We start from the raw sequence: 26,347 nt of genomic DNA, 5'->3' as shown, positions 1-26,347 counted from the left end.
TGGGCCGGGACGCGGACCAGAGGCTGCGGGTCAGGCGTTCTTGATGGCCGAGACCTCGAGCTCCAGGGTGACCTTCTCGCTGACCAGGACGCCGCCGCCCTCGAGGGCCGCGTTCCAGCTGACGCCGAAGTCCTTGCGGTTGATCACGACTGAGCCCTCCAGCCCGACGCGCTGGTTCCCGAACGGGTCGGTCGCCGAGCCGGTGTACTCGAAGGTCACGTCGACCGGCTTCGTGACGCCGCGGATCGTCAGGTCGCCGCTCACCACGAACTCCCCGTCGCCGCTCGGCCGCACGGCGGTCGACACGAACGTGATCTCCGGGTGCTCGTCCATCGCCAGGAAGTCGTTGCTGCGCAGGTGCTCGTCGCGCTGACCGTTGCGCGTGTTGATGCTCTTCGCCTGGATCGTCACCCGCCCGGACGAGTTCGCCGGGTTCTCGCCGTCGATGTGGAACGAGCCCTCGAACTCGTCGAACGCACCACGGACCTTCGTCACCATCGCGTGCCGGGCGCTGAACCCGATCCGGGTGTGGGAGGCGTCGAGGGTGTAGTCACCGCTCAGGGCGGCGTACTCGTCGGACATCGCGGATTCCTCCAGAGGATTAGTTGAACTTTACACAGTACAGATTTCACCCTTCTGCCGCAGAAGTCCACCCCTCCCCCGGCGTGTCCGGGTCCTGGGACCACTCCGCCCGGCCCGTGGACCGCCGGACCACGGCCGAAGACGGGCCGTGCAGCCCTCGAACTGTTGCCCGCGGCAACCGACTTAACCGGTTGCGCGGGGTCGGGGCGAGCAGGTCTGATAGGTGGCCGAAGGATCGGAGGAACACCCGTGGAACCGCTCAGCGCCGACGACATCAGGCGCTCGTTCGTCAACTCGTCCAAGAGCCAGGTGAAGGCGATGACCCTGCCGGCCAGGTTCACCGAACTCCCCTGGGAGTCGCTGGACTTCCTCGGCTGGCGCGACGCGAAGGCCCCCAACCGCGGCTATCTCGTCGTACGGCGGGCCGGCGGCGTCACCGGGATCGCGGTCAGCACGCAGACGTCCGGCGCGGCGCGCCGGTTCGCGGGCCTGTGCGACCTGTGCAACACCGCCCACCACGTCAGCGACGTCGCACTGTTCGCGGCGCGGCGTGCCGGGACCGCGGGGCGCGAGGGCAACACGGTCGGCATGTACATCTGCGCCGACCTGGCCTGCTCGCTGTACATCCGCGGCCTGAAGGAGGTCGACGTACCGCAGGGGGAGACCGCCGGCCCCGAGGTCCGCGCGGAACGCCTCGCGACACGACTCGAGAGTTTCGTCCAACGGGTCCTCGCGTAGAGCGCGCGGGACTAGGCTGGACGGGCACAACCGGCCCGCGGGGATCGAGAGGGAGCGAGTCGCGAATGACCGAGTTCCGCATCACGCACGAGATCGCACATCAGCACCCGGACATCCGCGAACGACTCACCGCCACCACCATCGAGGCGATCAACGAGTCCAGCGCCCGTTCCGCCGACGACGCCGCCCGGGTGCTGCGGCACAAGCTCGGCGAGATCGGCGTCGAGATCAGCGAAGCCGCCTGCCTGTCCGCGATCGAACGCGTCCGCTCCGGCAAGCAGCTCCGCTTCGAGATCGAGCCGACCGCCGACGAGGACTGACCCCGGCGCTCACGACGAGTGCGCGAGCGCCCAGTCCAGCACCTCGTCCGCGATCTTCTGCCACCCGTCCTGGGCCGGGAGCAGATGCGCGTACCCGTCGTACTCACGGATCTCGGTGATCGTGTTCGACTTGTAGTGCTTCGCGTTGGAGCGCTGCACCTCGCGGGCTGGAAGTTCGCCAGCACGCTCCCCCACAGGATCCCGCCGTTCGCCGGGCTCTTCAGGACCGGGAACGTGGAACGCACCTGCGACAACGGCACCACCCGGACGCCCTCGGTCGGCGCCGAGTTCATCGCCACGCCCGCCGCGCCGAAGCCGTGGTCGAGCAGGATCTGGGTGAACGCGCCGCCGGCCGAGTGGCCGATGATGATCGGCGGCTGGTCCAGTTCGCGGACGACCGCTTCGAGGTGCTCGACGATGGCCGGCACGGTGACGGCGAGGATCGGCTGCGGGTCCGCGTTCAGCGCCTCAACCTCGACCTCGAAGCCCGGGTACGACGGTGCCAGGACGCGGAAGCCGCGGTCCTCGTAGTGGGTGATCCAGTGCTCCCAGCTCCGCGGTGTCACCCAGAAACCGTGCACCAGCACGATCGCGGCATGATCGCTCTCCTTCGTCAGGCAGATTGCCGAAACCGTAGCTGCGCGGCGGCCGTGCTTCGTAGGATGTGCCTGCACAGGTCTGGGCTCTCTGTGCACAGTTCGCTGGGGGTTCCAGGGGTGGGGGCGACATGGCTGTGCTGCTCGATACCGGTGCACTGCCGCGGCGGGACCGGACCGAGGCGTTCCACGCGGCGATGATGTCGGCGAGTGTGCCGTCCCGCGTCGAGCACGAGGATCCCGACGGTGAAGTGCACGCGCGGATGGACTTCTGGCAACTCGGTACGCCGGACCTCTTCCGCAACGAAGGCTCCGGGATCCGGCTCGTCCGCACGCCGCGCCACGTGCGCATCGGCGGACCGGAACGTCTCGCGCTCGCCGTACACGTGATCGGCGCGGGGAGGTTCAGCCAGGGCGGCATCGACCAGCGCGTCGGCACCGGTGAGTTGATGCTGGTCGACCTGACGGCGCCGTACGACTTCGCTTGGAGCGGGCGCGGGGCGTCGCAGGCGTTCCAGATCGACTACGCGGACCTGGGGCTGAGCGTCGAGACGATCCGCGCGGCCGCTCCCCGACTGCGGAGCAGCCCGGTGTACGAGCTCGTCCTGCACCATCTCACCGCGCTGCCGGGCATACTGGAGTCGTTGCAGGGCACGGCGGCGGAGATGGTCGGCGAGGCCACCACGCAACTGGTCCGCGCGTTGCTGACCTCCGCCGCGGAACACGACACGCAACCACCGGCCCTGACCGACGTCCTGTTCTCCCGCATCACGTGGTACGTACGGCAGCACCTCACTGACCCGGACCTCGGCCCCGGCCGGATCGCCGCGGAGCACAACATCTCCGTCCGCTACCTCTACAAGCTCCTGGCCGAGCACGACCTGAGCCTCGAACAATGGCTGATCACCCAACGCCTGGAAGGCGTCGCCCGCCAACTGGCGGACCTCGCCAGCAAACACCTCCCCATCGCCACCATCGCGTCCCACTGGGGCTTCACCGACGCCACCCACTTCACCCGCCGCTTCCGAACTACCTACGGCATGCCCCCAACCACCTGGCGCCATCGCTAGCCAACTTCCCGCCGCTGTCGACGGCCCGGGGTACGGCGTACCGACCGACCGGGGGTACTGCGCGCCGACCGACCGGGGCGTGCTGACGGACCCGGGGGGTACGGCGTGCCGACAGAGCGGGGTGCAGGCGTTGACGGTTCGAGGGCTGGAGCGTCAGGCCGTGGGGGTGAGGTTTTCGGAGGTGAAGAGGGCGTGGAGGGTGAGGCCTGCGGTGGTTAGTGGGGGTGGGGTTGTGGGGTTGCGGTTGATGACGCAGAGGGCGTCGGTGATGTAGGCGCCGAGGGCGCGGAGTTCGGTGGTGGAGAGGACGATCTGGCCGCCGGTGGTGACCACGTCCTCGACGATGGTGACACGGCGCCCGGAGGTCTCGGCACCCTCGGCCAGCCGGGCGGTCCCGTACGGCTTGGCCTGCTTGCGGACGAACGCACACGGCAGCCCGGTGTGGCGCGCGAGCGCCGTCACCACCGGAATCCCGCCCATCTCGAGCCCCGCCAGCACCTCGGTGCCCGCCGGCACCAACGGAACCATCGCCCGGGCAACCTCGTCCAGCAACACCGGATCGGCCTCGAACCTGTACTTGTCGAAGTACTGATCCGTCGTCTGCCCCGACCGCAGGACGAACTCCCCGGTCAGATGAGCCGTCGCATAAATCCGCCGCCCAAGCTCCGCATGCTCCACGCCGGCAACCCTAACCGCCCCGTCTCCGCAGGCGAGGGCCCGCCCCACGGTCACATCGCAGTCCGCACCCGGCCGACCGGACCGCGTCTGCGCAGCGCGACGTGGTCACCCTGCCTCGCGCGCAATCAACCCGTCGAACGCCCAGGCCGTGCCCTGCACGCACTGGATCCCGTGGGTCAGCCGGCCTTGCGTTCGGTGGGTAGCAGGCGGCGGAAGTCTTCAGTAGAGATGATCGGGACGTTGAACTCGCGCGCCGCCCGCGCCTTCACCGACAGACTGTCGACGTCCGCAGCGACCACGAACGTGGTGTCCGGCCGCACCGCCTCCTGAGGTGCGAAGCCGGCCGCGACCGCGCGGTCCCACCACACCTCGCGCGGCTCCACCATGTCGCCGGTGAACACCAGCGTGCTCCCCGGCGGAAACCCGCGCGCCCCAGGGCGATCCGGTACGACGTACCGCCCGCTGCTCGCCCGGAGCAGCGCATCGTCGACGTCCGCCGCGCGCTGTCCGAGCATCACCGCCACCGTGTCGAGGTCGCTGCGCTGCTCCGGCGTGATGCGACCGGTCGCCCACGAAGCATCCGCCAGCGCAGAAACGTAGTACCGATGAAGGTGGTCCACCTGCGGACGCGTGAGACCCAACTCAGTCGCGACCTGCACCAATTGGTCCGCGTCCGCCGCGGTGATCTCGCGGTTGGCGACGATCGTGTCCAGCAGCACGAGATAGGAGTCGGCCTGCGGCGGCTCCGGGACCCGCGGCAACTGGTCGACAAGCCGACTCATCCACCCGTGCCGCCCGCCCGCATGCACCGGACGCACCGTCGGCGCAACGTCCGTCCCCGGCAACTCCGGCCACGGCAACCGCCGAACCTCCTCGTACGCCCACTGCCACGGCGGCGGCGCCGCGAACGCGCCCAGGTACTGCGCGAACAGCTCAGCCGTCGCCCGCGTGTCCGCGAGCGCGGAATGCCAGCCCTCGATCGAGATCCCCGCCGCCGCACAACACGCGCCGAGCGTCCGCTTCGCGCCCGGATGCAGATACCCCGCGAGCGCCATCGTGCACATCGACCGCTCGGTGATCAGCGGCACCGTGACACCGAGCCGCGCGAACTCCGCCCGCAGGAACCCGAGATCGAACTCGACGTTGTGCCCGACAACCATCCGCCCGGCGAGCATCGACCCCAGCTGCCGCGCGATGTCGCGGAACTCCGGCGCCGCCAGCACGTCGGCGGTGAGGATGCCATGAATGTGTTGGGGCCCCAGGTCACGCCGGGGATTCAGCAACGTCACCCACTCGTGCTCGACCCGGCCGTGGGCGTCCAGCAGCACGACCGCGATCTCGATGACCCGATGCCGATGGCTCGGCAGCAGGCCGGTCGTCTCGGTGTCGATGACGGCGTACATCCCGGGCCTCCTTCCGGTCGATGACCGACTGGAACAACCCAACCACAGCCCGCCGACAGTTTCCGCGACGTCAGCTGTCCGGGAGCTCCACAGCGATCTCCGCACCCAGTTTCGCGCCGTGCGCGAGCTGCAGTTCGTCACCGCTCCAGAACCGGCCGGGGTCGTACCAGTTCGGCCGGCGCCCGTGCAGCAGACCCATCGCCTCGTACGTCACCGCGACCACCTCGGCGCAGTACGCCGACTCGAGTTCGAGCTCCCGCGATCCCTTCCGGAACGCGGGCACCCGGCCGCGGACCCACCGCGACGCGAGCCGCGCCGTCGACGGGAACGGCGTACCGTCCAGCCGCGCGACGGTCTGCAGTACGGCGTCCTCCATCGCGCGCGTGACGGGATGGTCGAGCTGCCGCAGCCACGCCCGCTGACCGTACTTGCGGCCCCACACGAGCACCGCGTCGCGCAGGTCGTGCAGCTGGACGCCGCGGTGGTGCGTGCCCGTCCAGACGTCCGGCAGCGAACGGCCGAGCTCCGCGTGCCACATCAGCGGCGGCAGGTCCTCGACGACGATCGCCATCCCGACGTGGTTGACCGGGCTGTTCGTGGTCAGCTGGATCGCGCGATCCGCCGCACTCGCACCGCGGAACAGCCAAATGTCACCTGTTCGTGTCAGTTCCGTAGCGTCATCCAGTGAAATCCGGCTGGTCACGTCGCTAGGTTAGTCGGCATGAAGGTATGGAAGGTGGTAGGACTTGCGGGGCTCGTCGGCGTCGCCGCGACGGGGGTGGTGATCGCACGGGGCGAGCGGAAGCGCCGTGCGTACACGCCGGAAGAGGTCCGCGATCGCCTCAAGACCCGGGTCAAGGAAGCAGCGAACGCCTGACCCGGCCGACGAATCGGCCGGGCCGGCCTGGTACGCCGTAGCTCGGTGGTACGGCGGTCACCCAGGCAGGCCCGGCCGTTTTCGTTGTAGGACGCAACCTTCTACAGGTTGTGCAAGGCAACTTGTTCCAGGCGGCCGGCGGTGATCGTCGCCGTCTGGTAGGTGCAGTACGGCTGCCGCCGGCGGTCGGTCGGCGAGCCCGGGTTCAGGAGCCGCAGACCGCCCGGGGAGGTCGTGTCCCACGGGATGTGGCTGTGCCCGAACACGAGCAGATCGACCCCCGGGTACGCCGCCTCGCACCGCAGCTCGCGCCCCTTCGCCGGACCGGTCTCGTGCACCACCGCGACCGACAAGCCGTCGAGCGTCGCCCGCGCGACCTCAGGCAGCCGCGCCCGCAACTCCGGGCCGTCGTTGTTGCCCCAGCACCCGATCAATCGGGCCGCACGGGACTCCAACTCGTCCAGCAATCCGACGCTCACCCAGTCCCCGGCATGGATGACCACATCGGCGTCCTCGACCGCCTCCCAGACCGGCTCCGGCAACTTCTTCGCCCGCACCGGCAGGTGAGTGTCCGAGATCAGCACCAGGCGCATGCGCCTACTGTCTATTGGTTCAGTGCTTCGATCAACTCCTTCTCCTTCGCGGGGCTCAGGCCGGCGCGCCGCTCACGGTCCAGGCCGAGTTCCCGCTCCCAGGCCAGCGCGTCCACCAGGAAGTCCTTGCGCGACCGCTGCGTCAACCCAGCGGCCGCCGCGGCCGCGCCGCTGCGCGACGACCAGCCCTCGTACCCCGGCTCGGTCAGCCACATCGCCAGCGAGTCCGGGCCCATGTACTGCTCGACCTTCTGCTCCTCCAGCCACTCCCGCGGCGCGAGCACCACCGGCCCGGTGTGACCGCCGACCTCCCGCGCCAGCTCGACCCACTCCCCGAACGGCACGACCGGCCCGAACGTGTCGAAAGTCCCCGTCCGGCCCTCGGTCGCGTTGTCCAACAGCCAGCTCGCCAAATCACGCACGTCGATCACCGCGGTCGCCAGCTCGGGTGTGTCCGGCACCAGCAGCGGCTCCTCCGGCGCCCGCGCCGCCCGCGCGACCCACGCACCGGCACGGTCGCTACGGTCCCCCGGCCCGCCGATCAGCCCCGCCCGGGCGATCACCAGCCGATCCCCGACCGCCTCGCGCGACGCCACCTCGCACGCCACCTTCGCCTCGCCGTACAGTTCCTGATCCACCACGTCCAGCGCCGTCGGCTCCCGCAGTACCGCTGATTCGTCCGCGCCAGGCGTGTCGTACTTCGCGTACGCGTTCACCGACGACACGTACGTCCAGTGCTTCGCGCGCGCACCGAACGCCGCCAGCGCGCCCTTCACGAACCCCGGCTGCCACGACACCTCGAACACCGCGTCCCAGTCCCGCTCCGGCACGGCGTCGTACGCGTCCGGACGGCTCCGGTCGGCCGCGATCAGCGTCGCGCCGTCCGCCACGGCTCCGCTCTCGCCACGCGCCAGACAGCTGACCGAGTGGCCGCGGGCAACCGCCTGCGCGGCGAGCTCGCGGCCGACGAACGCCGTACCACCGAGGATCAGAATCTCCATGCGGGCAAGCCAATCAGGCCCCGCCGACAATTCCCAGACACCTCTGCCGAGGGCAGAACCGCGGGCGTCCGACGCGGCGTGATGGGGTGCCCGCGTCAGGTCACCGTAAGCGTCATGCCCTTGCCAGACGGGCGATCCGGGCGCACTGTCGGAGCAGGGACACCCAGGGGTGAGTGTCCGTCAGAGCTAGGGGGAGACATGGCTGGATTCCTGCAGATCATCGAGTACCGGACGTCGAAACCCGACGAGATCTCGGCGCTGATGGAGGACTTCCGCGCGAAACGCGAAGCCGGCGGCGAAGGGCCCAGCCCGGTCCGCGCCGTCACCGGCGCCGACCGGGACGAACCCGGGCGGTACTTCGCGATCGTCGAGTTCGCGTCGTACGACGAGGCGATGGAGAACTCGAACCGCGCCGACACCAACGAGTTCGCCGAGAAGATGATGGCGCTGTGCGACGGCCCCGCCAAGTACTACAACCTCGACCAGGTGGACCTTCAGGACTACCGCTGAGGATTCCTCAGGTACGGCGTACGCCGGCTCGCCCAGGCGTACGCCGTACCGAGGTGGACCGGTGCCGGAAGGGGTGATGGGCCGGCACCGGTGGACCGTGAACTCAGCGGAAGGCGCGGTACGACGACCAACCGGACGGCGGCGCCGCGCCGCGTGAACCGAGGTCCTCGTCGGAATGCAGCGGGTCCGGGTCCTGCGGCTCGGGCCCGTGCGGCTCGGGCGCCGCGTGCAGGTCGGGCCACGGACGGGGCGGGAGGGATTCGCGGGGCGGCAGCCTGAGGTCGGGATCGGGACCCGCTTCCGGGTCCAGCCACTCGACCACGGTGGCGCCGCCGTGACCGTGGATCGCGACGACGGACTCGATGCCGTCCCACACGGTCGTCGTCGGGTAGTCGCCGTACCAGCGCAGGGCGACCGCGCCGTCGGTGAACTGCACCCCTTCGGCGACCGGCCCGGTCCCGCTGACCCCGGAGACGTCCCGGTGCCGGACCAGCCGGAAGCGACGCGCACTCATTTCGGAGCCACCTCCCAGAGCCGCTCCCCCGGCAGCCGGCGCTCCGGTCCCGGATCGTGGTCCGGGATCGGGTCGCTCGTCACCCGCAACCCGGCGAACCGGCGCGACATGGCCGCCGCGTACCGCTCGGCCAGCTCCGCCTCGGCCCGGTAGTCGGCGACCACATGGTCCCCGAACCAGACCCGCACCCGACGACGCTCCACCCGAACCGCGACCGGGTGAGGATCACCACCGTCGCCCATCTCAATACACCCGGCACCGAGTAGCGCCGGTTCCCATCAGCGACCTCGCACAACCCTTCACGTCAATCACTTCCACTTCCCTGTGGGGATGGGTTCACAGGTAGTGACGGCCCACTCAGCCGTTCATGACGCGATTCCCGAGAAAATTCTCACACCTCGTGAGGACGGTCAGCCGATCCGCCGCCCGGCTCACGAACGGACCCAGCTCCGCCAGGTGTCGATGTCTTCGGCGTCGGGGGCGATCGGCGGGTCGAAGGTCTGGGTGCCGGCGCCGGGCAGGTGGGCGGATACGAGGGTGTCGAGGTTGTGGACGAGGAGCACCGGGAGGTCAGGGCGTGCGGCGACGAGCTCTTCGAAGACCGCCTTGGTCTCACGCAACTGCCACGCCTCGTCCTTCAATTGATGACCCAGGGCCGCCAGGCGTCGATGTCGTCGGCGTCGAGTGTGGTTCGCGGCGGGAAGGTGTGGACACCTGCGTCCGGCAAGTACGCCGCGACGATCAACGACATCGCGGTGGCCAGCACGAGGGGGATCGGAGGCCGCAGGGCGGCGAGTTCGTCGAAGACCGCGCGTGCCTCCTTCGCCTGGGCCTCCTCGTTCCTCGAACCGGCGATGCGTACGTCGACCACTGCCGTGTAACGGTCGATCGCCGAAACATCCTCAGGTTCGGGATCGGTCTCACCGTAGACGTTCGGGCCGACCACCAGGAGGACCCTGCCGTCGGCAGTGCGGGCCCGCCCGCGCAAGAAGTGCTGCCCCTCCCGCAGATCCGGGTCGTCCACGCGCTCCAGTCGCAGGGCATCCACGAGCCAGGCGGCGGTCGCGTCGACCGGCTCGCTCGAGGCCAGGAAGATGGTGTCGCTGTTGGACATCAGTGCTCCTTCGTGTACGTGATCAGACGCCCGTCACCGAGGATGACATGAACGACGTCCGCGACCCGCCCGCCCGGCTGTCCCAACGCCCTGCGGAACGATCTCAGGGCGACGTCCTCCGACAGGCCGACCGGTCGGCCGTCGATCAGGATCTCGCTGCGTTCACCGGCTTGCTCACTGGCCTCGTGGATGTTCCGCTTGATCGCGTTGGACTTCCCGCTGATCGGGGTCTTGAACTCGACGATGACGCCGTCTGCGTCTTTGGTCTTACGCACCATGCTGTCGGGGTTCGGCACCCTGTCCCTGGTGTGGTCCGCCGGTCGCGCGTCGACGCGCCATCCCTCCTCCGCGAGCCGATCCGCGATCGCACGCTCCTTCGGCTCGAACACGTTGTCCGGGTCGAACACACCGGGCTCGAAGTCGAGGTCCAACGGACGCGGGTCGAAGGCCGGGTCGAACTCGAGGTCCGGCTGGTCGGGGAGGTTGATGTCGACGACGATGGGGGCGAACTGCGGATCTTCGGGCTGGGTGAAGGTGACTTCGAGTTGGTCCGTGGTGATGGTGACGATGGCGTGTTCCCATTGGCGGTCTTCGGCCATCGTTTCCAGGAAGGTCTTGACCGCCTCGGCCAGCTCGGGGTCGAGTTCGAGGTCGCGGGTCAGGCGTTCGGCGCGTTCCTGGTCTTCCTTCTCGTCGCGCTCTTCGAGTTCCGGAGCCTCGTCGTCGGGCTCCCCGCCGAACTCGAAGTCGCGGGTGAGGCGTTCGGCGCGCTTCTCCTCTTCCTTTTCGTCTCGGTCTTCGATGATCAGCTCGCCGGTTTCGGTGACGGTGATCTCCAGTTCCAGGGGCTCGCGTTCCTCGTCGGGTTGCTGCTGGGTCTTGCGGTATTGCTCGAAGGCCTTGCGTGCCACGGTGATCAGCGGGGGCTCGTTGTCCTCGGGCAGTTCGACGTCCTCGTAGGTGACGACGTGTCGTTTCGTGTGGAGTTCGGTGGCGGTGGTGAACTTGTTGCGGTCGGCGGAGTCCGACGAGGGGCGGTTGGTGGATCGGTCCGGCGTGCCGGTGAGGGCCTCGGCCCAGGTGCGGGCCTTTCCAGGCGCCATCGACAGGTAGTGCGCGGCGGCTTCGCAGGCTCGGGCCGCGGCGTCCAACTGCTGGGCGGCGACGGTTGCCTGGCCGCGGGACGCGAGCAGGGCCACCTGGGCGTTCTCGCGGCAGCGGGCCGCCGTACGCAGCAGGTGGTCGACGACGCGCGGGACCTCGTCGAAGCAGTCCACCAGGCCGCGGGCGACCCGCTGCAGCTCGGACGGCAAGACAGTCAGATCTGGTCGGCGTAGTTCTTGCAGCCGGCGGACGCGATCTCCAGCGCCTCGGCGGCCTGTTCGACCGCCTTGCTCGCGGCCTCCAGGATCTCGGTGATGTCGCGGTCGATACCGGTCGCGGTGCCCGCGATCAGGCTCTCCACCAGCTGGCTGTGCTGCGTGAACCGGAGCTTGAACCCGGCCAGGCCGCCCGCTGCCTGCTTGGCCTCCATCGAGACCTGGTGCAGCTGTTCCTTGAGCCGCAGTACGTCGGACACGTCAACCCACTCCCAAACTAGTTGCGCTTCTTCGGCAGCACGATCGCCGTACCCGCCACGATCACCGGGACCGCGATGGCGAGCCACCACGGCAGCCCGGCGGCCATCGCGACGACGACCACGATCGCACCGCCCCAGCCCCACCAGCGCGCGACGGGCAACCGCGGCAACCCGAGCACCCGCGACGCGGCCAGCATCGTGACGGCGGCGATCGCCGCTGCCTCGACACCCGCCAGGAACGAACCGCTGAGCACCCACACCAGCACGAACCCGACCAGTGCCAGGACCGCGCTGATGGTACGCCGCTTGCGCTGCTCCTGGAGCGCCCGGGCCTGTGTCCGTACCTCCTCCAGCTGGTCGACCGTCTCCGCGAGCTGCTTGGTGATCCGCTCGGCGACGGTCTCGATGTCGTTCAGCGCGCGGATCTCGGGCAGCGTGTGGTTCGCCCGCTTTCCCTCGGCCGGGAGCCCGGCCCGCTGCAGGCTCTCCGCCGCCTTCTCCGCGAGCGCGTTGAGCCGCGTCTGCAGCTTCCGCCCGCGCTCGGCCATCGCGTCGGCCTCGGCGGCGGCGGTCGCCTCCGCCTTCGACTTGTGCGCGGTCACCCGGTCCTGCGCCTGCTGCGCGTCGGCGCGGGCCATCGCGACCGTCCGCAGCGCGCGGACGTACTCGGACCACTCCTGCTGCTCAGTCTTCATCGCCGTACCAACTCCACCGCGCGGTCCACCTCGTCCGACCGCAGAGCGGCATACGGTACGACGACCTGCGCCTCAGGATGCAGCCCGTCCCACAGCAACGCGCGATGCGGCTCCGACGCCCAGCGCACCAGCGGCCCGGCCACAGCGCGTACGCCGTCCTGCGGGTGCCGCAGGAACAAGTGCGTCGCCACATTGCCGCGCCCGTACCCGAGCTGCTCGGTGCAGACGTGCAGCCGGTTCCACCACCCGAACGTGATGAGCCCGTGCGCGGGCCCGTCCCGCACGATGTCCTGCAGTACGTTCGCCGGGCTCTCGAAGAACCCCTCGGCGTGCACCTGCATCCGCGGTACGCCGTGGAACCCGAACCCGAGCAGGTACGTCCCCGCCGCCTCGCCGCTCCGCATCGCATCCCGCAACGCGAACAGCCGCGGCGCGATGTCGTCGTGCTTGTCGACGGTCTCGACCTCGCAGCCGAGTTGCCGCAGTACCTGCACCAATGCATCCTTGCCCTCGGCAACAGCAGGCGCCGAGTTCGTCCCGTCGACGAACAGGAACCGCGGCGGCTCGACCGCGGCGGCCGCCGTCGACACCGCCAGTCCGGTCAGTACGCCGAGCGCGTCCGCCGGCCCGTCGCCGAGCACGAGCACACCCGCACCGGGCTCAGGCTGTACTTCGACACACACCGGCTCCTCGGTCACCGCGATCGGCAACCCGGTCCACGGCCGCCCCAGCTCGGGCTTCACGGCCGTGGCCGTGTCCGTCAGCCGCGCCGGCTCGGCCAGGTGGAAGACCCGCGGAGGATGCGCCGACGACCCGGCCCGTGCCCACAGCTCGGCGCGCATCGAGTCCAGCACGACCTTGTCCGCGAAACTCACCAGCACGTGCTGGTTGTCGTCCGGCGACCCGAAGTTCGCGTTCAGCACCGCCTCGCCGCGGAACTGCAGCTCGGCCGCCGCCGTGTTCCCGCTGCGCAGGATCGCCTGCGAGTCGGCCGGCGTCGTCTTCAGCGCGATCCGGTACGGCACCTGGCCGAAGATCGAGTCCCGCCGCGTCGACAGCCGCTTCACGCCCTCGATCGTCTGCGTCGCCAGAACCACGTGGACGCCGTACGCGCGACCGAGCCGGACCAACCGCTCCAGCAGTTTCGCGGCCTCGTCCGCGAGCTCGTCGTCATCCTCGAGCAACACCTGGAACTCGTCGAGTACGACGAGGATCCGCGGCGGCCGCTCCGGGCCCGCGGGCAGCTCCGCGATGTCGGCCACGTTCCCGTGCGACTTGAAGACCTCGCTGCGGCGGGCGAGCTCGTCCGAGAGATGACGCAGTACGGCGAGACCGAACGCGCGATCGCTGTGCACGCCGAGGACCCGGATCTGTGGCAGCCAGTGCGGCCGGTCCGGGCCGGGGCCGAGCGCCGAGAACTCGACGCCGTGCTTGAAGTCGAGCAGGTACATCTCCAGGTCCGACGGCGAGTACCGCGCGGCGAGACCGTGGATCATCACGAGCAGCAGGTTCGACTTGCCCTGGCCGACCGCGCCGCCGACGAGGACGTGCGGCAGGGCCGGGTTGCCGCTGCGCAGGCGCACCAGCGCCGGCGTGCGGTCGTCGTACCCGATCACGGTGCCGATCTCGTCCTTGACCGGTTGCCACCAGGTGGAGCGGTCCGGCAGCGTCCGCTCGAAGTCGATGGTCGGCAGTACGGCGATCTCGGCCTGCTCGGCGATCGCGTCACAGATGCCCGCGGCAACAGTCGCGTCGAACGGCGGATCGAGCCGTGCGGGCGGCAGCTGCGCGATCTCGACCCGGTCGCCGCTGATCGTGACCGGGTTGAGGAGATCGAGCAACTGTTTCGAGTCGACGTCCAGCTCGGCGGCCGTGGACGCGTCGTAGTGCACGAGGAAGCAGAGGCCGCGCTTGCCCGCGGTCGCGGCGAGCCGGAGCAGATCGCGCTGCGCGAGCGTGTCGATGCCGAACGGGTAGTCGAACAGGATCACCAGCCGATAGGGATCGGTGGCCTGCCCGGTCTCCTTCAGCAGATCCTCGAACCGCTCGTGCCCGAGCTGCGCCTGCCGGCTCGCGCGCAACGACGACACGTCGACGAGACCGGACAGCACGGTGTGCAGCTGTTCCGCGGTGTGTGTTGCCCTGGGCACCAATTGCGGGTACTTCGTGGTCAGGTGGCCGAGCAGGCCCATCATCCCGGTGAGTTTCGGATCGAACGCGTCGATCCGCAGCCGGAACGGCTCCGCGGCCGCGACCAGCCGCAACGCGACACTCTGGAGCAGGCGGCGGGCGGCCTCGTTGTGGTCGCCGGTCACCTTCCATCCGTTCGTGCGGAGCAGCGGCGCGACGACCGGCGTACCGGTCTCGAGCTCGCCGACACGCACGTACGACGGAACGCCGGCGCCGACCAGTTGCCGCGAACGCCAGCGGGCGTCGTTGGGCGGTATCGATGCCAGTCCGGGCGCCAGGCGATCCGCGAGCAGTCTCGCCTTCGGCTCGGCCTCGGCCAGCGCCTCGGCGGTCTTCGCGTCGACCAGTGACCGTGATTCGCGGCGCGCCGCGGCCGTCTGCTCCTGCAGTTGACGATGCAGCTTCACGGCGCGCTGGTGCTCGCCGTACGTCAGCCGCCGCGCGTTGTCCAGCAGTTGCCCCAGCGCGTGCTGCAAACCGCGGATCCGCGCTTCCAGAAGCTCCGGTGCGGCCGGGCCTCCGTCAGGCTTCTCCGTCACGAGCATCGTCCTTCCACACACTTGCCCCGCGACCGTACTGATTGCCTGGCGTCATCGTGTCACACCAGTGGCCCCAGTGGTCACTCCAGGTATCAGTAGTCTCACCTGCTAATCAGGAGCGACGATCTCGAGCTCGTAGCCGTCGCTGTTGTGCAGGAAGGCGGCGTAATGCTGCGGCCCACCGGCGTACGGGTGCCGGTCGGCGAACATCAGCGTCCAGCCGTGCCCGCCGGCCTCCGCGACGATGCTGTCGACCTCCGCGCGACTGGCCGCGTTCAGCGCCAGGTGGTTCATCCCGGGCCGCATCCGGTCGTGCTCGGACGCCGACATCGCGGGACTCTGCTCGACCACCAGGTAGCACCCGTCCGGCGCGGTCCAGGTCATCCCGCCCGGCCAGCCGTCACCGTCCTTCCAGCCCAGCCGGTTGAGCACCCAGCCCCAGCTCGTGACGGCCCGGGACAGGTCCGGGACCCAGATCTCGACGTGATGCACCGCGGCGGCCATCGGAGCATTATCTGTGCTCGTCGACGTGGCTGAACACCGCCACCGCGATCCCACCGCAGACCAGCAGCCAGACGAGCGAAGCGAGCAGCCACGGCCACCACGGACGGACCTGCGCGGCCTCCGCGACGGCCTTGCCGAACAACCCGCCGGCGGGCGCGAGGACGAGCACGAGCAAGACCCGCGCGAACCTCGTGTCCCTGGTCATTCCTTCATTGTGCGAGCCCTCCGCCGACCCCGCAGAAACCCTGGCGTTTCGCGCCCCGTCACGTTTCTGTCTGTGGCAGGGTCTACCGTCTCCGTTGACAGTCATCAGATCGGGGGTTCGAGGTGAGCAGCACCCGGATCGAGAGCACGGCGTACGGCGCCGCGGCTCTGGAGCGCCTGGAGGCCGTCGTCACGCGCCTCAAGGCCGACGATCCGATGACGCCTGTCACGCTGCTGCTGCCGAACAACCTGGCCGGCGTCGTCGCCCGGCGGCATCTGGCCCGCTCCACGATCGGCGGTCTGTACCTGGCGACGCTGGAGCGGCTCGCCGAGCAGATCGCCGCCGGACAGCTCGCGCCGCGACGTCCCGCGACCCGTCCGATCGTGGCCGCCACCTGGCGAGCGGCGCTGGCGAAGGCGCCCGGGATCTTCGAGGAGGTCGCCGGGCATCCGTCGACCATCCAAGCGCTTGCCTCAGCCCATCGCGAGCTCCGCGACCTCACCGACCCCGCGCTCGACAACGTCGCGCACGCCTCGGCGCTCGGCCCCGACCTGATCCGCCTGCACCGCCATGTCACCGCCGAGCTCGCTTCCGACTGGTACGACGAGACCGACCTGCTCCGGGCCGCCGCGGAGCGGATCGCGGCATCGCCTGCCACAGTGCACGAACTGGGCGCTCTGGTGCTGTACCTGCCGCAGGAGCTGACGCAGTCCCAGGCCGCGTTCGTGGCCGCGCTCGGCGGCGCCGCGGCCGATCTGACGGTGATCGTCGGCCTGACCGACGTACGGCGGGCCGACCGGGCGGTGCGGCGGTCGCTCACGCGGATCGGGATCGACCTGCCGCCGTCGATCTCGAAGAACTACCCGGTCGCGACCGAGATCCTGAACGCGTCCGACGCCGACGACGAGGTGCGGTGCGTGGTCCGCGACGTCGTGGCGGCGCTGGAGCACACGCCCGCGCAGCGCATCGCGGTGCTGTACGCCGCTGCCTCGCCGTACGCGCGACTCCTGCACGAACACCTCGGCGCCGCGAAGATCCAGGTCAACGGTCCGGGCACGCGTCCAGTGCACGAGCGCGCGATCGCGCGGACGCTGCTCGAAGTACTGGCGCTCGTCGATCAGGACTTGCCGCGGGCGGATGTGTTCCGCGCGCTGGCGAACGCCCCGACCAGGGACTTCGCCGGCGAGCGGATCCCGGTGCCGCAGTGGGAGCGGATGTCGCGGGCGGCCGGGGTGGTGCGCGGCGACGACTGGGACACGCGGCTCGCGCGGTACGCCGAGTCCGAGCGGCGGACGGCGGATCAGGAGGAGGCGGCCGAGGATCCGCGGCCGGCCGCCGTGCGGCGCGCGCAGTACAACGCGACGATGGCCGAGCGGCTGCATGCGTTCGCTTCCACGCTGCGGCGGCGGTTGGACGAGCTTGCGAAGCTCGACGCCTGGGCGGAGCTTTCCGCCGGGGTGCTGCGGCTGTTCCATGATCTGCTCGGGGACTACTCGTCGCTGCCGATCGAGGAGCAGTACGCCGCGGCCGCGGTCGAGGGATCGTTGACCGGGTTGTCGACGCTGGACGAGCTCGGTACGCCGGCCGGCCTGGCGGTGTTGCGTGACGTACTGGATCTCGAGTTGCAGCAGTCACTGCCTCGGGTCGGCACCTTCGGTACCGGAGTGCTGGTGGCGCCGCTGTCGGCGAGCGTCGGGTTGGCGGCCGACATCGTGTACGTCGTGGGGCTGTCGGAGGATCTGTATCCGGGGCGGGTGCACGAGGACGCGCTGCTCCCCCACCGGGTGCGTGAGGCCGCGGCGCCCGAGCTGGCGTCGTTCCGGGACCGGTTGGACGAGAAGCAGCGGCATCTCCTGGTCGCGTTCTCCGCGGGGGCGCGGGTGGTGGCGTCGTTCCCGCGCGGCGATCTGCGACGGTCGTCGCGGCGGCTGCCGACGCGCTGGTTGCTTGGGTCATTGCGCGAGCTGACGGGTGATCATGCGTTGCCGGCGACGCAGTGGGACCGGTACGAGAACGTGCTGCGGACGTCGGCGTCGTACGCCGGTTCGTTGACCACGGCAACGATGCCGGCGACCGAGCAGGAGTGGCAGACCCGCGCCGCCGCGGCGCGGTTGTGGGTGCACGACGGCGTCCTGGTGCGTGCGCGGGAGCTGCTGCGCGGACGCGCCTCGAACGCGTTCACTCGGTTCGACGGGGACTTGTCGGGGGTGTCAGGACTTCCTGCCTTTGCTGTTGAGGACCGGATCGCGTCGCCGACCTCGCTCGAGTCCTATGCGACGTGCCCGCACGCGTACTTCGTGGAGCGTCTGTTGCAGGTGGAGCCGCTGGAGGCGCCGGAGGATCTGCTCGTCATCTCGCCGGTCCAGATCGGGAATCTGATCCACAACAGCCTGGACGCGTTCGTGCAGCGGCTGTCCGGTTCGCTGCCGGGGTACGGCGAGCCGTGGACGGACGAGCAACGGTCGCTGCTGCTCGCGATCGGCGCGGATCTCGCGGACCAGTTCGAGGCCGAGGGGCTGACGGGTCATCCGCGGTTGTGGCAGCGCGAGCGGATGCGGATCCTCGGCGACCTGATGGTGCTGCTCACCGACGACGACCGGTGGCGCGCCGAGCGGTCCGCGTCGGTCGTCGCGAGCGAGCTGCGGTTCGGGTTCGACGGCGAGCCGCCGGTGGAGATCCCGGTGCCGTCCGGGCGGGTCCGGTTGCGCGGCTCGGCGGACAAGGTCGACCTCGGCGAGGACGGGACGATCTACGTCACCGACGTGAAGACCGGCGGCTTCTCGCGGTACGAAGGCATCGAGACCGACCCGGTCGCCGGCGGCACGAAGCTGCAACTGCCGGTGTACGCGTACGCCGCCCGCGCCCGCCTGGGCGAACCGTCCACACCGGTCGAGGCGTCGTACTGGTTCGTCCGGCGCGGCGGCAAGCGGATCCCGGTCCCGCTCACCCCGGAGGTCGAGGCACGGTACGTCGACACGCTCGACGTGATCGTGTCCTCGATCGCGGCCGGGTACTTCCCGCCGAAGGCGCCCGAGGTCCCGGACTTCCTGTGGGTGCAGTGCCCGTACTGCAACCCCGACGGTCTCGGCCACAGCGAGGTCCGGGCGCGCTGGGACCGCAAGCGCCACGACCCGGTGCTCGAGCGCCTGGTCCGGCTGATCGACCCGACCGCACTGGAGCCCGCCGATGAGTGAACAACTGCTCGACGCTCCGGCCCGGGACCGGATCCGCTCCGACACCGACAGCACCCTCTTCGTCGAGGCCGGCGCCGGGTCGGGCAAGACCCATGCGCTCGTCGAGCGGGTGCGTACGCTCGTGCTGCGGGACGGCGTACCGCTGCGGACGATCGCTGCTGTGACGTTCACCGAGAAGGCCGGGGCGGAGCTGCGGGACCGGTTGCGGGTCGAGTTCGAGAAGGCGCGGCGGACTGAGGTCGGGCAGCTCGCCGACGCGGCGCTGGACGACCTGGACTCGGCGTCGATCGGGACGCTGCATTCGTTCGCGCAGCAGATTCTGCTGGCACATCCGATCGAGGCGGGGCTGCCGCCGCTGATCGACGTACTGGACGAGGTCGGTTCCTCGGTCGCCTTCGAGGAACGCTGGGCCGAGTTGCAGCAGCAGTTGCTGGACGACGACTCGATCGCCGAGCCGCTGCTGCTCGCGATGGCGGTCGGGGTCGAGTTGAAGCATCTCCGGTCGCTTGCCCGGCTGTTCGGCAACGACTGGGACCTGATCGCGGACCGGGTGCTCGTCGAGCCGCCGGAGCTGGTGGCGATGCCGGACCTGACCGGTCTGGTGGCCGCGGCCGCGCAGATCGGCGGGCTGGCCGAGTCCTGCCTGGACCCCGAGGACAGGTTGCTGCCGAAGGTCCAGCAGATTCGCGAGCTCGGCGTGATGCTGGACGCGGCGTCCGACCAGGAGACGCAGCTCGCGATCCTGCACACGTTCCGCGGGCTCAAGGTGGGGCGGATCGGACGCAAGGAGAACTGGCCGGACATCGCCAAGGTGCGCGCGGACTGCACCGAGGTCGTGGACGTCGCGGCGTCCCTCGTCGAGCTGTTGCTCGATGCTTGCCTGCGGCATCTTTCGCACTGGATCGCGGAGCGGGTGCTGGAGTCGGCGGAGCTGCGGCGTGCCGACGGGCGGCTCGAGTTCCACGACCTGCTGGTGCTCGCCCGCGATCTGCTCCGGCGGGACGCGGACGTGCGCGCGGACCTGCAGGAGCGGTACGAGCGGCTGCTGCTGGACGAGTTCCAGGACACGGACCCGATCCAGATCGAGCTCGCGGTCCGGATCGCGGGCGGTGCCGAGGCTGATGCCGCCGACTGGCGCGACCTCGAGGTCCCCGAGGGCCGGCTGTTCGTCGTCGGCGACCCGAAACAGTCGATCTACCGCTTCCGCCGCGCCAACATCGCGACGTACCTGACGGCCCAGGACCTCCTCGGCGAAACCGTCGCCCTGACCACGAACTTCCGCACCGTCCCCCCGATCCTCCACTGGATCAACACCGTCTTCGCCACCCTGATCCAGCCGCAGGAATCCGCCCAACCCTCCTACCAGTCCCTCTCCCCCCACCGCACCACCCCCACAACACCCGCCGTCCCAGCCACCACCCCTGGCCCAACCACCTCCGACCCCGCCACCAACTCCAGCCGCTCAGGCTCCGGAGCCGCGTCCCGCACGCCCTCTGAGCAACCTGCTGAGCCCGTCAAGGGCGACCAGCTCTCGATCTTCGACGAACCGAGCCTCTTCGACGACGACACGACCGACTCAACCGACTACGGCACCTCGACCGACTCGACAGCCACCGCGGGCGACGACGACCAGCTCGGCGATCTCGCCGCCGTCCTCCCGTTCCGCCGCCGCACCGACGCGATCGACGTACCGCTGGAAGAACCCCCGACCGACACCCCAGAAGACCCATCAGCCGGCCCCGCCGTCACCATCCTCGGCGCCGAGCCGCACAACGACCTCCCCCGCGCTCAAGCCTCCGTCCTCCGCGAGCGCGAAGCCACCGACGTCGCCTCCGTAATCGAAGAAGCCCTGCGCGACGGCTGGCTGGTGTACGACGACCGCACCGAAACCTGGCGCCGCGCCGAGGCCGGCGACATCGCCGTACTCGTCCCCGCCCGCACCTCACTCCCCTTCCTCGAGGACGCCCTCGACCGCGCCGACATCCCGTACCGCGCCGAAGCCAGCTCCCTCGTCTACCAGACCGCCGAGGTCCGCGACCTGCTCGCGTGCGCCCGCGCGCTCGGCGACCCGAGCGACCAACTCGCGCTCGTCACCACGCTCCGCTCCCCGCTGTTCGGCTGCGGCGACGACGACCTCTACACCTGGAAGGTCAACGGCGGCAGATTCCTCCTGACCGCCCCGGTCCCAGACCAGCTCCTCACCCACCCGGTCGCCGATGCGATGGAGTGGCTCCGCCGCACGTACTACGCCGCGCGCTGGCTCACCCCCAGCGAGGTCCTCGCGAAGATCGTCGCCGACCGGCGGATGCTCGAGGTCGCCGCGATCGGACCGCGCGCCCGCGACGCCTGGCGCCGCATCCGGTTCGTCGTCGACCAGGCCCGCGCCTGGTCCGAGGTCGAGCACGGCGGCCTCCGCTCGTACCTCGCCTGGGCCGCCCACCAGGGCGAGGAAACCTCCCGAGTCGCCGAGGCCGTCCTGCCCGAGACCGATGCCGACGCGGTGCGGGTGATGACGATCCACGCCGCGAAGGGGCTCGAGTTCCCGATCGTGATCCTGTCCGGCATGACCGCCTCCCCGAACCGCCAGCGCGGCGTCCAGGTGCTGTGGCCGCAGTCCGGCGGATACGCCGTCAAACTCAAGTCGTCGGTGCAGACCGAGGACTTCGACCTGGTACAACCGGTCGACGAGCAGATGGACGACTACGAACGCCGCCGCCTGCTGTACGTCGCCGCGACCCGCGCCCGCGACCACCTCGTCGTCTCCCTGCACCGCTCCGGCAACCGCCGCCACACAAGCAACGCCGAGCTCCTCGCCACCGCCGGCGGCGTCGAAGCACCGCATGTCACGCTGTTCACCAGCCCACCGGTCCCCGACCGCGAACCCACCGCCGGCCCCGACGTCACTCCGCCGATCCCCCGCAGCGAATGGGAAACCCGCGCCACCGCGGCCCAATCCGCCAGCCGGACCCCCTCAGCCCAATCCGCCTCCGGCCTCGAAGGCACCGACCCCGAACTCGCCCTCACCGGGCCCACCGCCGCCCCGGCAGGCGCGCCTGACGCCGACGCTGGATCCGTCGCGCATATTGACCCGGGCACCGCGAAGGCCGCCCGCGACCTGGAACTCCCGCCGTGGTCCAAGGGCCGCTACGGCACCGCGATCGGCCGCGCCGTGCACGCCGTACTCCAAGTCGTCGACCTCACCACCGGCGCCGGCCTCGAACCCGCCGTCGCCACCCAGTGCCTCGCCGAAGGCGTCCTCGAGTACGCCGATGTGGTCACCGCCCTCGCCCGCTCGGCCCTCGCCTCCGACGTCGTACAACGAGCCGCCGCCCGCGAACACTGGCGCGAGTCGTACGTCGGCACGCTGCAACCCGACGGCACCGTCCTCGAAGGCTTCGTCGACCTCATCTACCGCGAGGACGACGGCCGCCTCACCATCGTCGACTACAAGACCGACGTCATCCCGGCCACGGCGCTGGACAGTCGCGTCGCGTACTACGCCCCACAGCTCCGCGCGTACGCCGAGATTCTGCCCAACACCGCACCGCCGATCCTGCTGTTCCTCAACCCGGCCGGCGCCATCGAACGCCAGGTGCCCTAGGCAACAATCCGGACCGCCAGCACTACGATGACCGCCGACGACGCGAGCGCAGTCACCAACCGCCCCGTAGGACCGGTCAGCAACCGCCCGAGCAACGCACCACCGCCGGCCAGCAACAGTTGCCAACTGGCCGACGCCACGAACGCCGCGACCACGAACACGATCCGCTCCGCAACGCCCGCAATCTCCGACCCGCCGAGCACCAACGCGGCGAAGTAGATCACGGTCCACGGGTTGAGCATGGTCATCCCGAGCATCCCGAAGTACGCCGTCCACGCGCCGATCGGCATCTCCTGCTGCAGCGTGACGATCCGCCGCTCGCGATATCGCCGTACCGCTCGGACCGCCCCCATCACCGCGAGCCCGACCAGCACCACGACCGAGGCCCACCGCAACGGCTCGACAACCGGCACCAACAACGGAGCCAACACCGACCCGGCACCCGCGGCCACCGCCGCGTACAGCCCATCAGCCGACGCAACACCCAACGCCGCAAACGCCCCGATCCGCCAGGAACTCCGCGCCGTCAACGCCACCAAATAGGTCCCCACAGGCCCGACCGGCATAGCAACCCCATACCCAGCCAACAGCCCGGCGACCACCACCTCGATCACAACTGACCGGGCATCGACCCCCCACAACGACCACCCTGCTGCTGAACCCGAGCCACCAAGGCCACAGATCCAACCAGCAACACCCCAAAGGCAGTCATCATCATGCGCCCATCATGAACACCACCCAACCCCCACTCAACCCAATTACCACTTGCCCCCAACAACAACCTCCACCACCCGACCGACTCCACACCAGCCACCCTCGAACACCAGCCACGCTCAACACCACTCGAGCGACACCCCAGCCCACCGGCGCCGGCACCAGCGACGCTCTACACGCGGCTCGACCACCGCCCGCCTACAAGCACGGCCGCAGTCCTGCACCACCCAAGCCACTCCTCACCCACCGTCCCCGACGCCAGCCGCGCTCCAGCACGAGCTCACCTCCGGTGCCGGCCGAACGACTCCGCCACCGCGCAGGCTCCAGCGCCAGCCGTGCTCCAGTACCAGCCCGGCCACCTACCCGCCGGCCGGGCTCCGGTGCTAGCTGGAGGGCTGCTCTGCCTCGCCGTTCTCCGCGGCCGCGGCGTACGCGGCGTCGAGGCGCTCGAGCGGGCTTGGGCCGTCGTATGGCTTCGGCTTTGCGTCGAGGTGCCGGGCGCGGAGCTCGTCCATGAGTTCCTCGAGGAACGCCGGTCCTCCGTCGCGCATGAGCTGCTGCCGCACCCGAAGTTCGGGGCTCCCGGAGCGCCAGTCGAGACCCCAGTTCCCGAGGGCGTACAGGATCGGGAGGGTCTGGATGCCGGCCTCCGTCAGGCTGTAGCGCGCGCGTTGCCCCCGCGCCGCAGTACCGCGAGTGAGGATGCCGGCTTCGACGAGCCGTACGAGCCGGTCGGCGAGGATGTTCGACGCGATGCCCTCGGGCGACCCGGTGAGCAGCGCCCGGAAGAAGCGGCGGTCGCCGAAGATGATGTCGCGGAGTACGAGCATCGACCAGCGATCCCCGAACACCTCGACGGCGGCGTTGATCGGGCACCCGGACCGTGGTTCCACGACTCCTCCTTGACAGGCAGTTCGTGCACACTATAGTGATTGCGAAATGCAAGCACTATGGGGGAGATGAGCTGATGGGCCGCTTCGTGTACTCGATGCAGGTGTCCCTCGACCTGCGAATCGAGCAAGTACCGGGGGACAACGGCGCCGGCGAGTGGTTGCGCATCGACGAGGAACTGCACCGCGCGGCCAACGCCCAGGCCGAAGCCGCCGCGCTGCTGGTTCACGGCCGGGTCTTCTACGAGGTCATGGAGGAGTTCTGGCCGCGGTCCCGCGAGGACGCCACGCTGCCGGACTTCCTGCGTGAGTTCGGCGAGATCTGGACCGCCAAGCCCAAGGTCCTCGTCTCCCGCACCCGCCGAACGGCCGAACACAACACCCGGATCATCGGCGGCGACGACGCGATCGAGCAGCTCGCGGTCTTGCGCGCCGACACCGACGGCCTGATCGGTGTGGGCGGCGCGACGCTGGCCACGCAGCTGCTCCGGGCAGGGCTCCTCGACGAGTTGATGCTCTGGACGCATCCCTCGATCCTCGGCTTCGGCAGGCCGCTGTTCGACGATTACGACGTACCGATCGATCTCGACCTGCTCGAGCAGCGTTCGTTCGGATCCGGCGTCACGATGCATCGCTACTCCATCGGCGACGTCAAGGAGGCGAGCTGATGCTGACGCAGGTCGCAGAGGGCGTGCTGGTCCACGAGAGCGAGTTCGTGCAGAGCAACGCCGTTGTGGTGCAGGGCCGATCCGGCGTGTTGCTCATCGACCCGGGAATCACAGGCACCGAGATCGACTGCCTCGCGAACGACATACGCGCGCTAGGCCAACCGATAGTCGCGGGCTTCTCGACGCATCCGGACTGGGATCATGTGCTGTGGCAGGAGAGCCTCGGCTCGCCGCCTCGGTACGGCACCGAACGCTGTGCGGCTGCCATCCGCGATGAACTGTCCGACCCCGACGCGAAGGCGCGGATCGACGAGCACCTTCCGCCGGAGATCGCCGGGCAGGTACCGCTCGAACTGCTAGGCCTCATCACCGGTCTGCCCGCCGGCGCCGCGCAGATTCCGTGGGACGGCCCCACCGTACGGATCATCGAGCACCGTGCCCACGCGCCGGGCCATGCCGCCCTGCTGATCGAGGAACGCCGGGTTCTGGTCGCCGGCGACATGCTGTCCGACGTACTGATTCCGATGTTCGACCTGAGCGGCACGGCGGATCCGCTCGACGACTACCTTGCGGCGCTTCAACTGTTCGATGCCGTAGCCGGCGAGGTCGACGTCGTCGTACCGGGTCACGGCTCCGTCGGCGGCGCCAACCAACTGCGCGCCAGAATCGACCAGGACCGCGCATACGTGCAGGCCTTGCGCGACGGCCGAGCTCCCGACGACCCGCGGATCGGGTCGTCGGCGAAGCCCGACTGGGAGTGGGTCAGCGACGTACACGAGGGCCAACTCCACCGCCTCGCCGGCCGAACCAAGGACACCGACCCCGCCTAGGAAGGGCCGCACGATGGACGACCCCGTAGCCTCCGTACGGCGTGCACTCGAGCGCAATCGCTACATGGTCCTCGGCACCACCGAACCAGACGGAACCGCCCGCCTCTCCCCCGTCTTTTTCACCCACACCGACGCCCGCACGTTCTACTGGGTGTCCTCCCCCGACGCCCAACACTCACGCAACCTGACCGCCCGCCCCAAGGTCTCCCTGGTGATCTTCGACGGCGACAAACCGCCCGTCGAGGACAAGGACGCCGTCTACATCTCGGCAACCGCCGAACAAGTCCCCGACGAGGAACTCGAAGCCACCTGCCCCACAGCCTTCACCGACTCCGAACGCCGAGGCGCCCGAGCCTTCACTCCCCACGAGCTAACCGGTGACGCCGACTTGAGGCTCTACCGAGCCACCGCCCAAACCCACGAGATCCACCTCCGAGGCAAAGACCCCGCCAACAAGAAGAACGTAGACACCCGCCTCCGAGTCGACCTCCCATAGCCTCTCGTACGACGTCGCATCCTGGACGGGCGGCTCGGCGTGGATCGCGGCGGTTGCCCGGGGTCGCGAACCACGTGCGGGCGAGGTCGGGTGCGGCCGACGATGAACCTGTCCTCAGCGCAACGGCCAGCGCGAGCTCGGGGTCAACTGCTCCGAGCGCGACGCTGACGCGGCGGATGAAGCTCGAGCATGCCGAGCCAAGCGCGGAACAGCCGCTCCTCGACTGCTCGAGAACGGCCTGGAGCA

Annotated in this window: 29 protein-coding genes and 1 pseudogene; 10 read left to right on the top strand and 20 right to left on the bottom strand. The window is 69.8% G+C overall.

The genetic code is table 11. The features are described 5' to 3' along the window. Positions 1-30 precede the first annotated feature (30 nt). The gene (locus ABN611_RS26270) at positions 31-582 is read right to left on the bottom strand and encodes a YceI family protein (protein WP_350274898.1); all 552 of its coding nucleotides are present in this window, start codon (positions 580-582) and stop codon (positions 31-33) included. Between the two features lie 249 nt (positions 583-831). Here ABN611_RS26270 and ABN611_RS26265 point away from each other — a divergent pair, with 249 nt between their 5' ends. Further along, positions 832-1,320: an FBP domain-containing protein gene (locus tag ABN611_RS26265; protein ID WP_350274897.1), complete on the top strand. Its 489-nt coding sequence runs from the start codon at positions 832-834 to the stop codon at positions 1,318-1,320. Positions 1,321-1,385: 65 nt separating this feature from the next. Beyond that, entirely contained in the window at positions 1,386-1,640 is a 255-nt protein-coding gene (locus ABN611_RS26260) for a hypothetical protein (protein ID WP_350274896.1), read from the top strand. A 9-nt stretch (positions 1,641-1,649) separates the two neighbouring features. Here ABN611_RS26260 and ABN611_RS26255 read toward each other — a convergent pair whose 3' ends face one another. Both ABN611_RS26255 and ABN611_RS26250 read right to left on the bottom strand, forming a co-directional pair. Next, positions 1,650-1,835, bottom strand: a complete 186-nt coding sequence (locus ABN611_RS26255) for a hypothetical protein (protein ID WP_350281759.1) — start codon at positions 1,833-1,835, stop codon at positions 1,650-1,652. An 89-nt stretch (positions 1,836-1,924) separates the two neighbouring features. Beyond that, positions 1,925-2,206, bottom strand: a pseudogene (locus tag ABN611_RS26250) (alpha/beta fold hydrolase); the annotation flags it as partial. 161 nt (positions 2,207-2,367) lie between these two features. Here ABN611_RS26250 and ABN611_RS26245 point away from each other — a divergent pair. Then, a complete protein-coding gene (locus tag ABN611_RS26245; RefSeq protein WP_350274895.1) occupies positions 2,368-3,306 on the top strand; it encodes a helix-turn-helix domain-containing protein in 939 nt (312 codons plus the stop codon). Positions 3,307-3,459: 153 nt separating this feature from the next. Here the strand turns inward: ABN611_RS26245 and ABN611_RS26240 are convergent, their stop codons facing one another. The 3 genes from ABN611_RS26240 to ABN611_RS26230 all read right to left on the bottom strand — a co-directional run bounded on the left by ABN611_RS26240 (position 3,460) and on the right by ABN611_RS26230 (position 6,090). Continuing rightward, complete coding sequence (locus ABN611_RS26240; RefSeq protein ID WP_350274894.1) at positions 3,460-3,984, bottom strand: phosphoribosyltransferase family protein; 525 nt, start codon at positions 3,982-3,984, stop codon at positions 3,460-3,462. A gap of 176 nt (positions 3,985-4,160) precedes the next feature. Next, entirely contained in the window at positions 4,161-5,387 is a 1,227-nt protein-coding gene (locus ABN611_RS26235; protein ID WP_350274893.1) for an exonuclease domain-containing protein, read from the bottom strand. Positions 5,388-5,457: 70 nt separating this feature from the next. Continuing rightward, positions 5,458-6,090: a hypothetical protein gene (locus tag ABN611_RS26230; RefSeq protein ID WP_350274892.1), complete on the bottom strand. Its 633-nt coding sequence runs from the start codon at positions 6,088-6,090 to the stop codon at positions 5,458-5,460. A gap of 18 nt (positions 6,091-6,108) precedes the next feature. Here ABN611_RS26230 and ABN611_RS26225 point away from each other — a divergent pair, with 18 nt between their 5' ends. After that, a complete protein-coding gene (locus ABN611_RS26225) occupies positions 6,109-6,264 on the top strand; it encodes a hypothetical protein (protein WP_165546543.1) in 156 nt (51 codons plus the stop codon). Between the two features lie 101 nt (positions 6,265-6,365). Here the strand turns inward: ABN611_RS26225 and ABN611_RS26220 are convergent, their stop codons facing one another. Further along, positions 6,366-6,857 carry a metallophosphoesterase gene (locus ABN611_RS26220; protein WP_350274891.1) on the bottom strand — a complete coding sequence of 164 codons (492 nt, stop codon included), beginning with the start codon at positions 6,855-6,857 and terminating at the stop codon, positions 6,366-6,368. An 11-nt stretch (positions 6,858-6,868) separates the two neighbouring features. Then, positions 6,869-7,858, bottom strand: coding sequence for an NAD-dependent epimerase/dehydratase family protein (locus tag ABN611_RS26215; RefSeq protein WP_350274890.1), 990 nt, complete (start codon positions 7,856-7,858; stop codon positions 6,869-6,871). Between the two features lie 198 nt (positions 7,859-8,056). Between ABN611_RS26215 and ABN611_RS26210 the strand changes: the two genes are divergently transcribed. Next, complete coding sequence (locus ABN611_RS26210; protein ID WP_350274889.1) at positions 8,057-8,368, top strand: hypothetical protein; 312 nt, start codon at positions 8,057-8,059, stop codon at positions 8,366-8,368. A gap of 103 nt (positions 8,369-8,471) precedes the next feature. Here ABN611_RS26210 and ABN611_RS26205 read toward each other — a convergent pair whose 3' ends face one another. From ABN611_RS26205 to ABN611_RS26160, 10 genes are all read right to left on the bottom strand, one after another. Next, positions 8,472-8,882, bottom strand: a complete 411-nt coding sequence (locus ABN611_RS26205; protein WP_350274888.1) for a hypothetical protein — start codon at positions 8,880-8,882, stop codon at positions 8,472-8,474. After that, on the bottom strand, positions 8,879-9,124 hold the full coding sequence (locus ABN611_RS26200) for a hypothetical protein (protein WP_350274887.1): 246 nt from the start codon (positions 9,122-9,124) through the stop codon (positions 8,879-8,881). The genes ABN611_RS26205 and ABN611_RS26200 overlap by 4 nt, the downstream gene beginning before the upstream one ends. Before the next feature lie 189 nt (positions 9,125-9,313). Then, positions 9,314-9,523: a hypothetical protein gene (locus ABN611_RS26195; RefSeq protein ID WP_350274886.1), complete on the bottom strand. Its 210-nt coding sequence runs from the start codon at positions 9,521-9,523 to the stop codon at positions 9,314-9,316. After that, on the bottom strand, positions 9,520-9,996 hold the full coding sequence (locus tag ABN611_RS26190) for a hypothetical protein (protein ID WP_350274885.1): 477 nt from the start codon (positions 9,994-9,996) through the stop codon (positions 9,520-9,522). Before ABN611_RS26190 ends, ABN611_RS26195 begins: the two co-directional genes overlap by 4 nt. Then, a complete protein-coding gene (locus ABN611_RS26185) occupies positions 9,996-11,309 on the bottom strand; it encodes a hypothetical protein (RefSeq protein ID WP_350274884.1) in 1,314 nt (437 codons plus the stop codon). The genes ABN611_RS26190 and ABN611_RS26185 overlap by 1 nt, the downstream gene beginning before the upstream one ends. A gap of 5 nt (positions 11,310-11,314) precedes the next feature. Next, complete coding sequence (locus tag ABN611_RS26180; protein ID WP_130388988.1) at positions 11,315-11,575, bottom strand: hypothetical protein; 261 nt, start codon at positions 11,573-11,575, stop codon at positions 11,315-11,317. A gap of 17 nt (positions 11,576-11,592) precedes the next feature. Continuing rightward, entirely contained in the window at positions 11,593-12,270 is a 678-nt protein-coding gene (locus ABN611_RS26175; RefSeq protein WP_350274883.1) for a hypothetical protein, read from the bottom strand. Beyond that, the gene (locus ABN611_RS26170) at positions 12,267-14,999 is read right to left on the bottom strand and encodes an FtsK/SpoIIIE domain-containing protein (RefSeq protein ID WP_350274882.1); all 2,733 of its coding nucleotides are present in this window, start codon (positions 14,997-14,999) and stop codon (positions 12,267-12,269) included. Before ABN611_RS26170 ends, ABN611_RS26175 begins: the two co-directional genes overlap by 4 nt. Before the next feature lie 108 nt (positions 15,000-15,107). Next, positions 15,108-15,503, bottom strand: coding sequence for a VOC family protein (locus ABN611_RS26165; RefSeq protein ID WP_350274881.1), 396 nt, complete (start codon positions 15,501-15,503; stop codon positions 15,108-15,110). A gap of 7 nt (positions 15,504-15,510) precedes the next feature. Continuing rightward, positions 15,511-15,708, bottom strand: a complete 198-nt coding sequence (locus ABN611_RS26160; RefSeq protein WP_350274880.1) for a hypothetical protein — start codon at positions 15,706-15,708, stop codon at positions 15,511-15,513. Positions 15,709-15,830: 122 nt separating this feature from the next. On the opposite strand from ABN611_RS26160, the gene ABN611_RS26155 reads away from it, so the two are divergent. Both ABN611_RS26155 and ABN611_RS26150 read left to right on the top strand, forming a co-directional pair. After that, positions 15,831-18,902, top strand: a complete 3,072-nt coding sequence (locus tag ABN611_RS26155; protein ID WP_350274879.1) for a PD-(D/E)XK nuclease family protein — start codon at positions 15,831-15,833, stop codon at positions 18,900-18,902. After that, complete coding sequence (locus ABN611_RS26150) at positions 18,895-22,503, top strand: UvrD-helicase domain-containing protein (RefSeq protein WP_350274878.1); 3,609 nt, start codon at positions 18,895-18,897, stop codon at positions 22,501-22,503. Before ABN611_RS26155 ends, ABN611_RS26150 begins: the two co-directional genes overlap by 8 nt. Here ABN611_RS26150 and ABN611_RS26145 read toward each other — a convergent pair. Both ABN611_RS26145 and ABN611_RS26140 read right to left on the bottom strand, forming a co-directional pair. Next, the gene (locus ABN611_RS26145; RefSeq protein WP_350274877.1) at positions 22,500-23,054 is read right to left on the bottom strand and encodes a LysE family transporter; all 555 of its coding nucleotides are present in this window, start codon (positions 23,052-23,054) and stop codon (positions 22,500-22,502) included. The two genes, ABN611_RS26150 and ABN611_RS26145, sit on opposite strands and share 4 nt — an antisense overlap. Before the next feature lie 546 nt (positions 23,055-23,600). Beyond that, the gene (locus ABN611_RS26140) at positions 23,601-24,110 is read right to left on the bottom strand and encodes a helix-turn-helix domain-containing protein (protein ID WP_350274876.1); all 510 of its coding nucleotides are present in this window, start codon (positions 24,108-24,110) and stop codon (positions 23,601-23,603) included. 74 nt (positions 24,111-24,184) lie between these two features. Here ABN611_RS26140 and ABN611_RS26135 point away from each other — a divergent pair, with 74 nt between their 5' ends. From ABN611_RS26135 to ABN611_RS26125, 3 genes are read left to right on the top strand one after another with little or no spacing between them, the layout of a single operon-like run. Further along, positions 24,185-24,775: a dihydrofolate reductase family protein gene (locus ABN611_RS26135; RefSeq protein ID WP_350274875.1), complete on the top strand. Its 591-nt coding sequence runs from the start codon at positions 24,185-24,187 to the stop codon at positions 24,773-24,775. Then, positions 24,775-25,605, top strand: a complete 831-nt coding sequence (locus ABN611_RS26130; RefSeq protein ID WP_350274874.1) for an MBL fold metallo-hydrolase — start codon at positions 24,775-24,777, stop codon at positions 25,603-25,605. Before ABN611_RS26135 ends, ABN611_RS26130 begins: the two co-directional genes overlap by 1 nt. A gap of 13 nt (positions 25,606-25,618) precedes the next feature. Continuing rightward, a complete protein-coding gene (locus ABN611_RS26125; protein WP_350274873.1) occupies positions 25,619-26,101 on the top strand; it encodes a pyridoxamine 5'-phosphate oxidase family protein in 483 nt (160 codons plus the stop codon). The last annotated feature ends 246 nt before the right edge of the window (positions 26,102-26,347 follow it).

The organism is Kribbella sp. HUAS MG21 (assembly GCF_040254265.1).
GTDB lineage: Bacteria > Actinomycetota > Actinomycetes > Propionibacteriales > Kribbellaceae > Kribbella.
The sequence above is the reverse complement of the archived record's forward strand: the minus strand, read 5'-3'. Positions and strand labels throughout refer to the sequence as shown.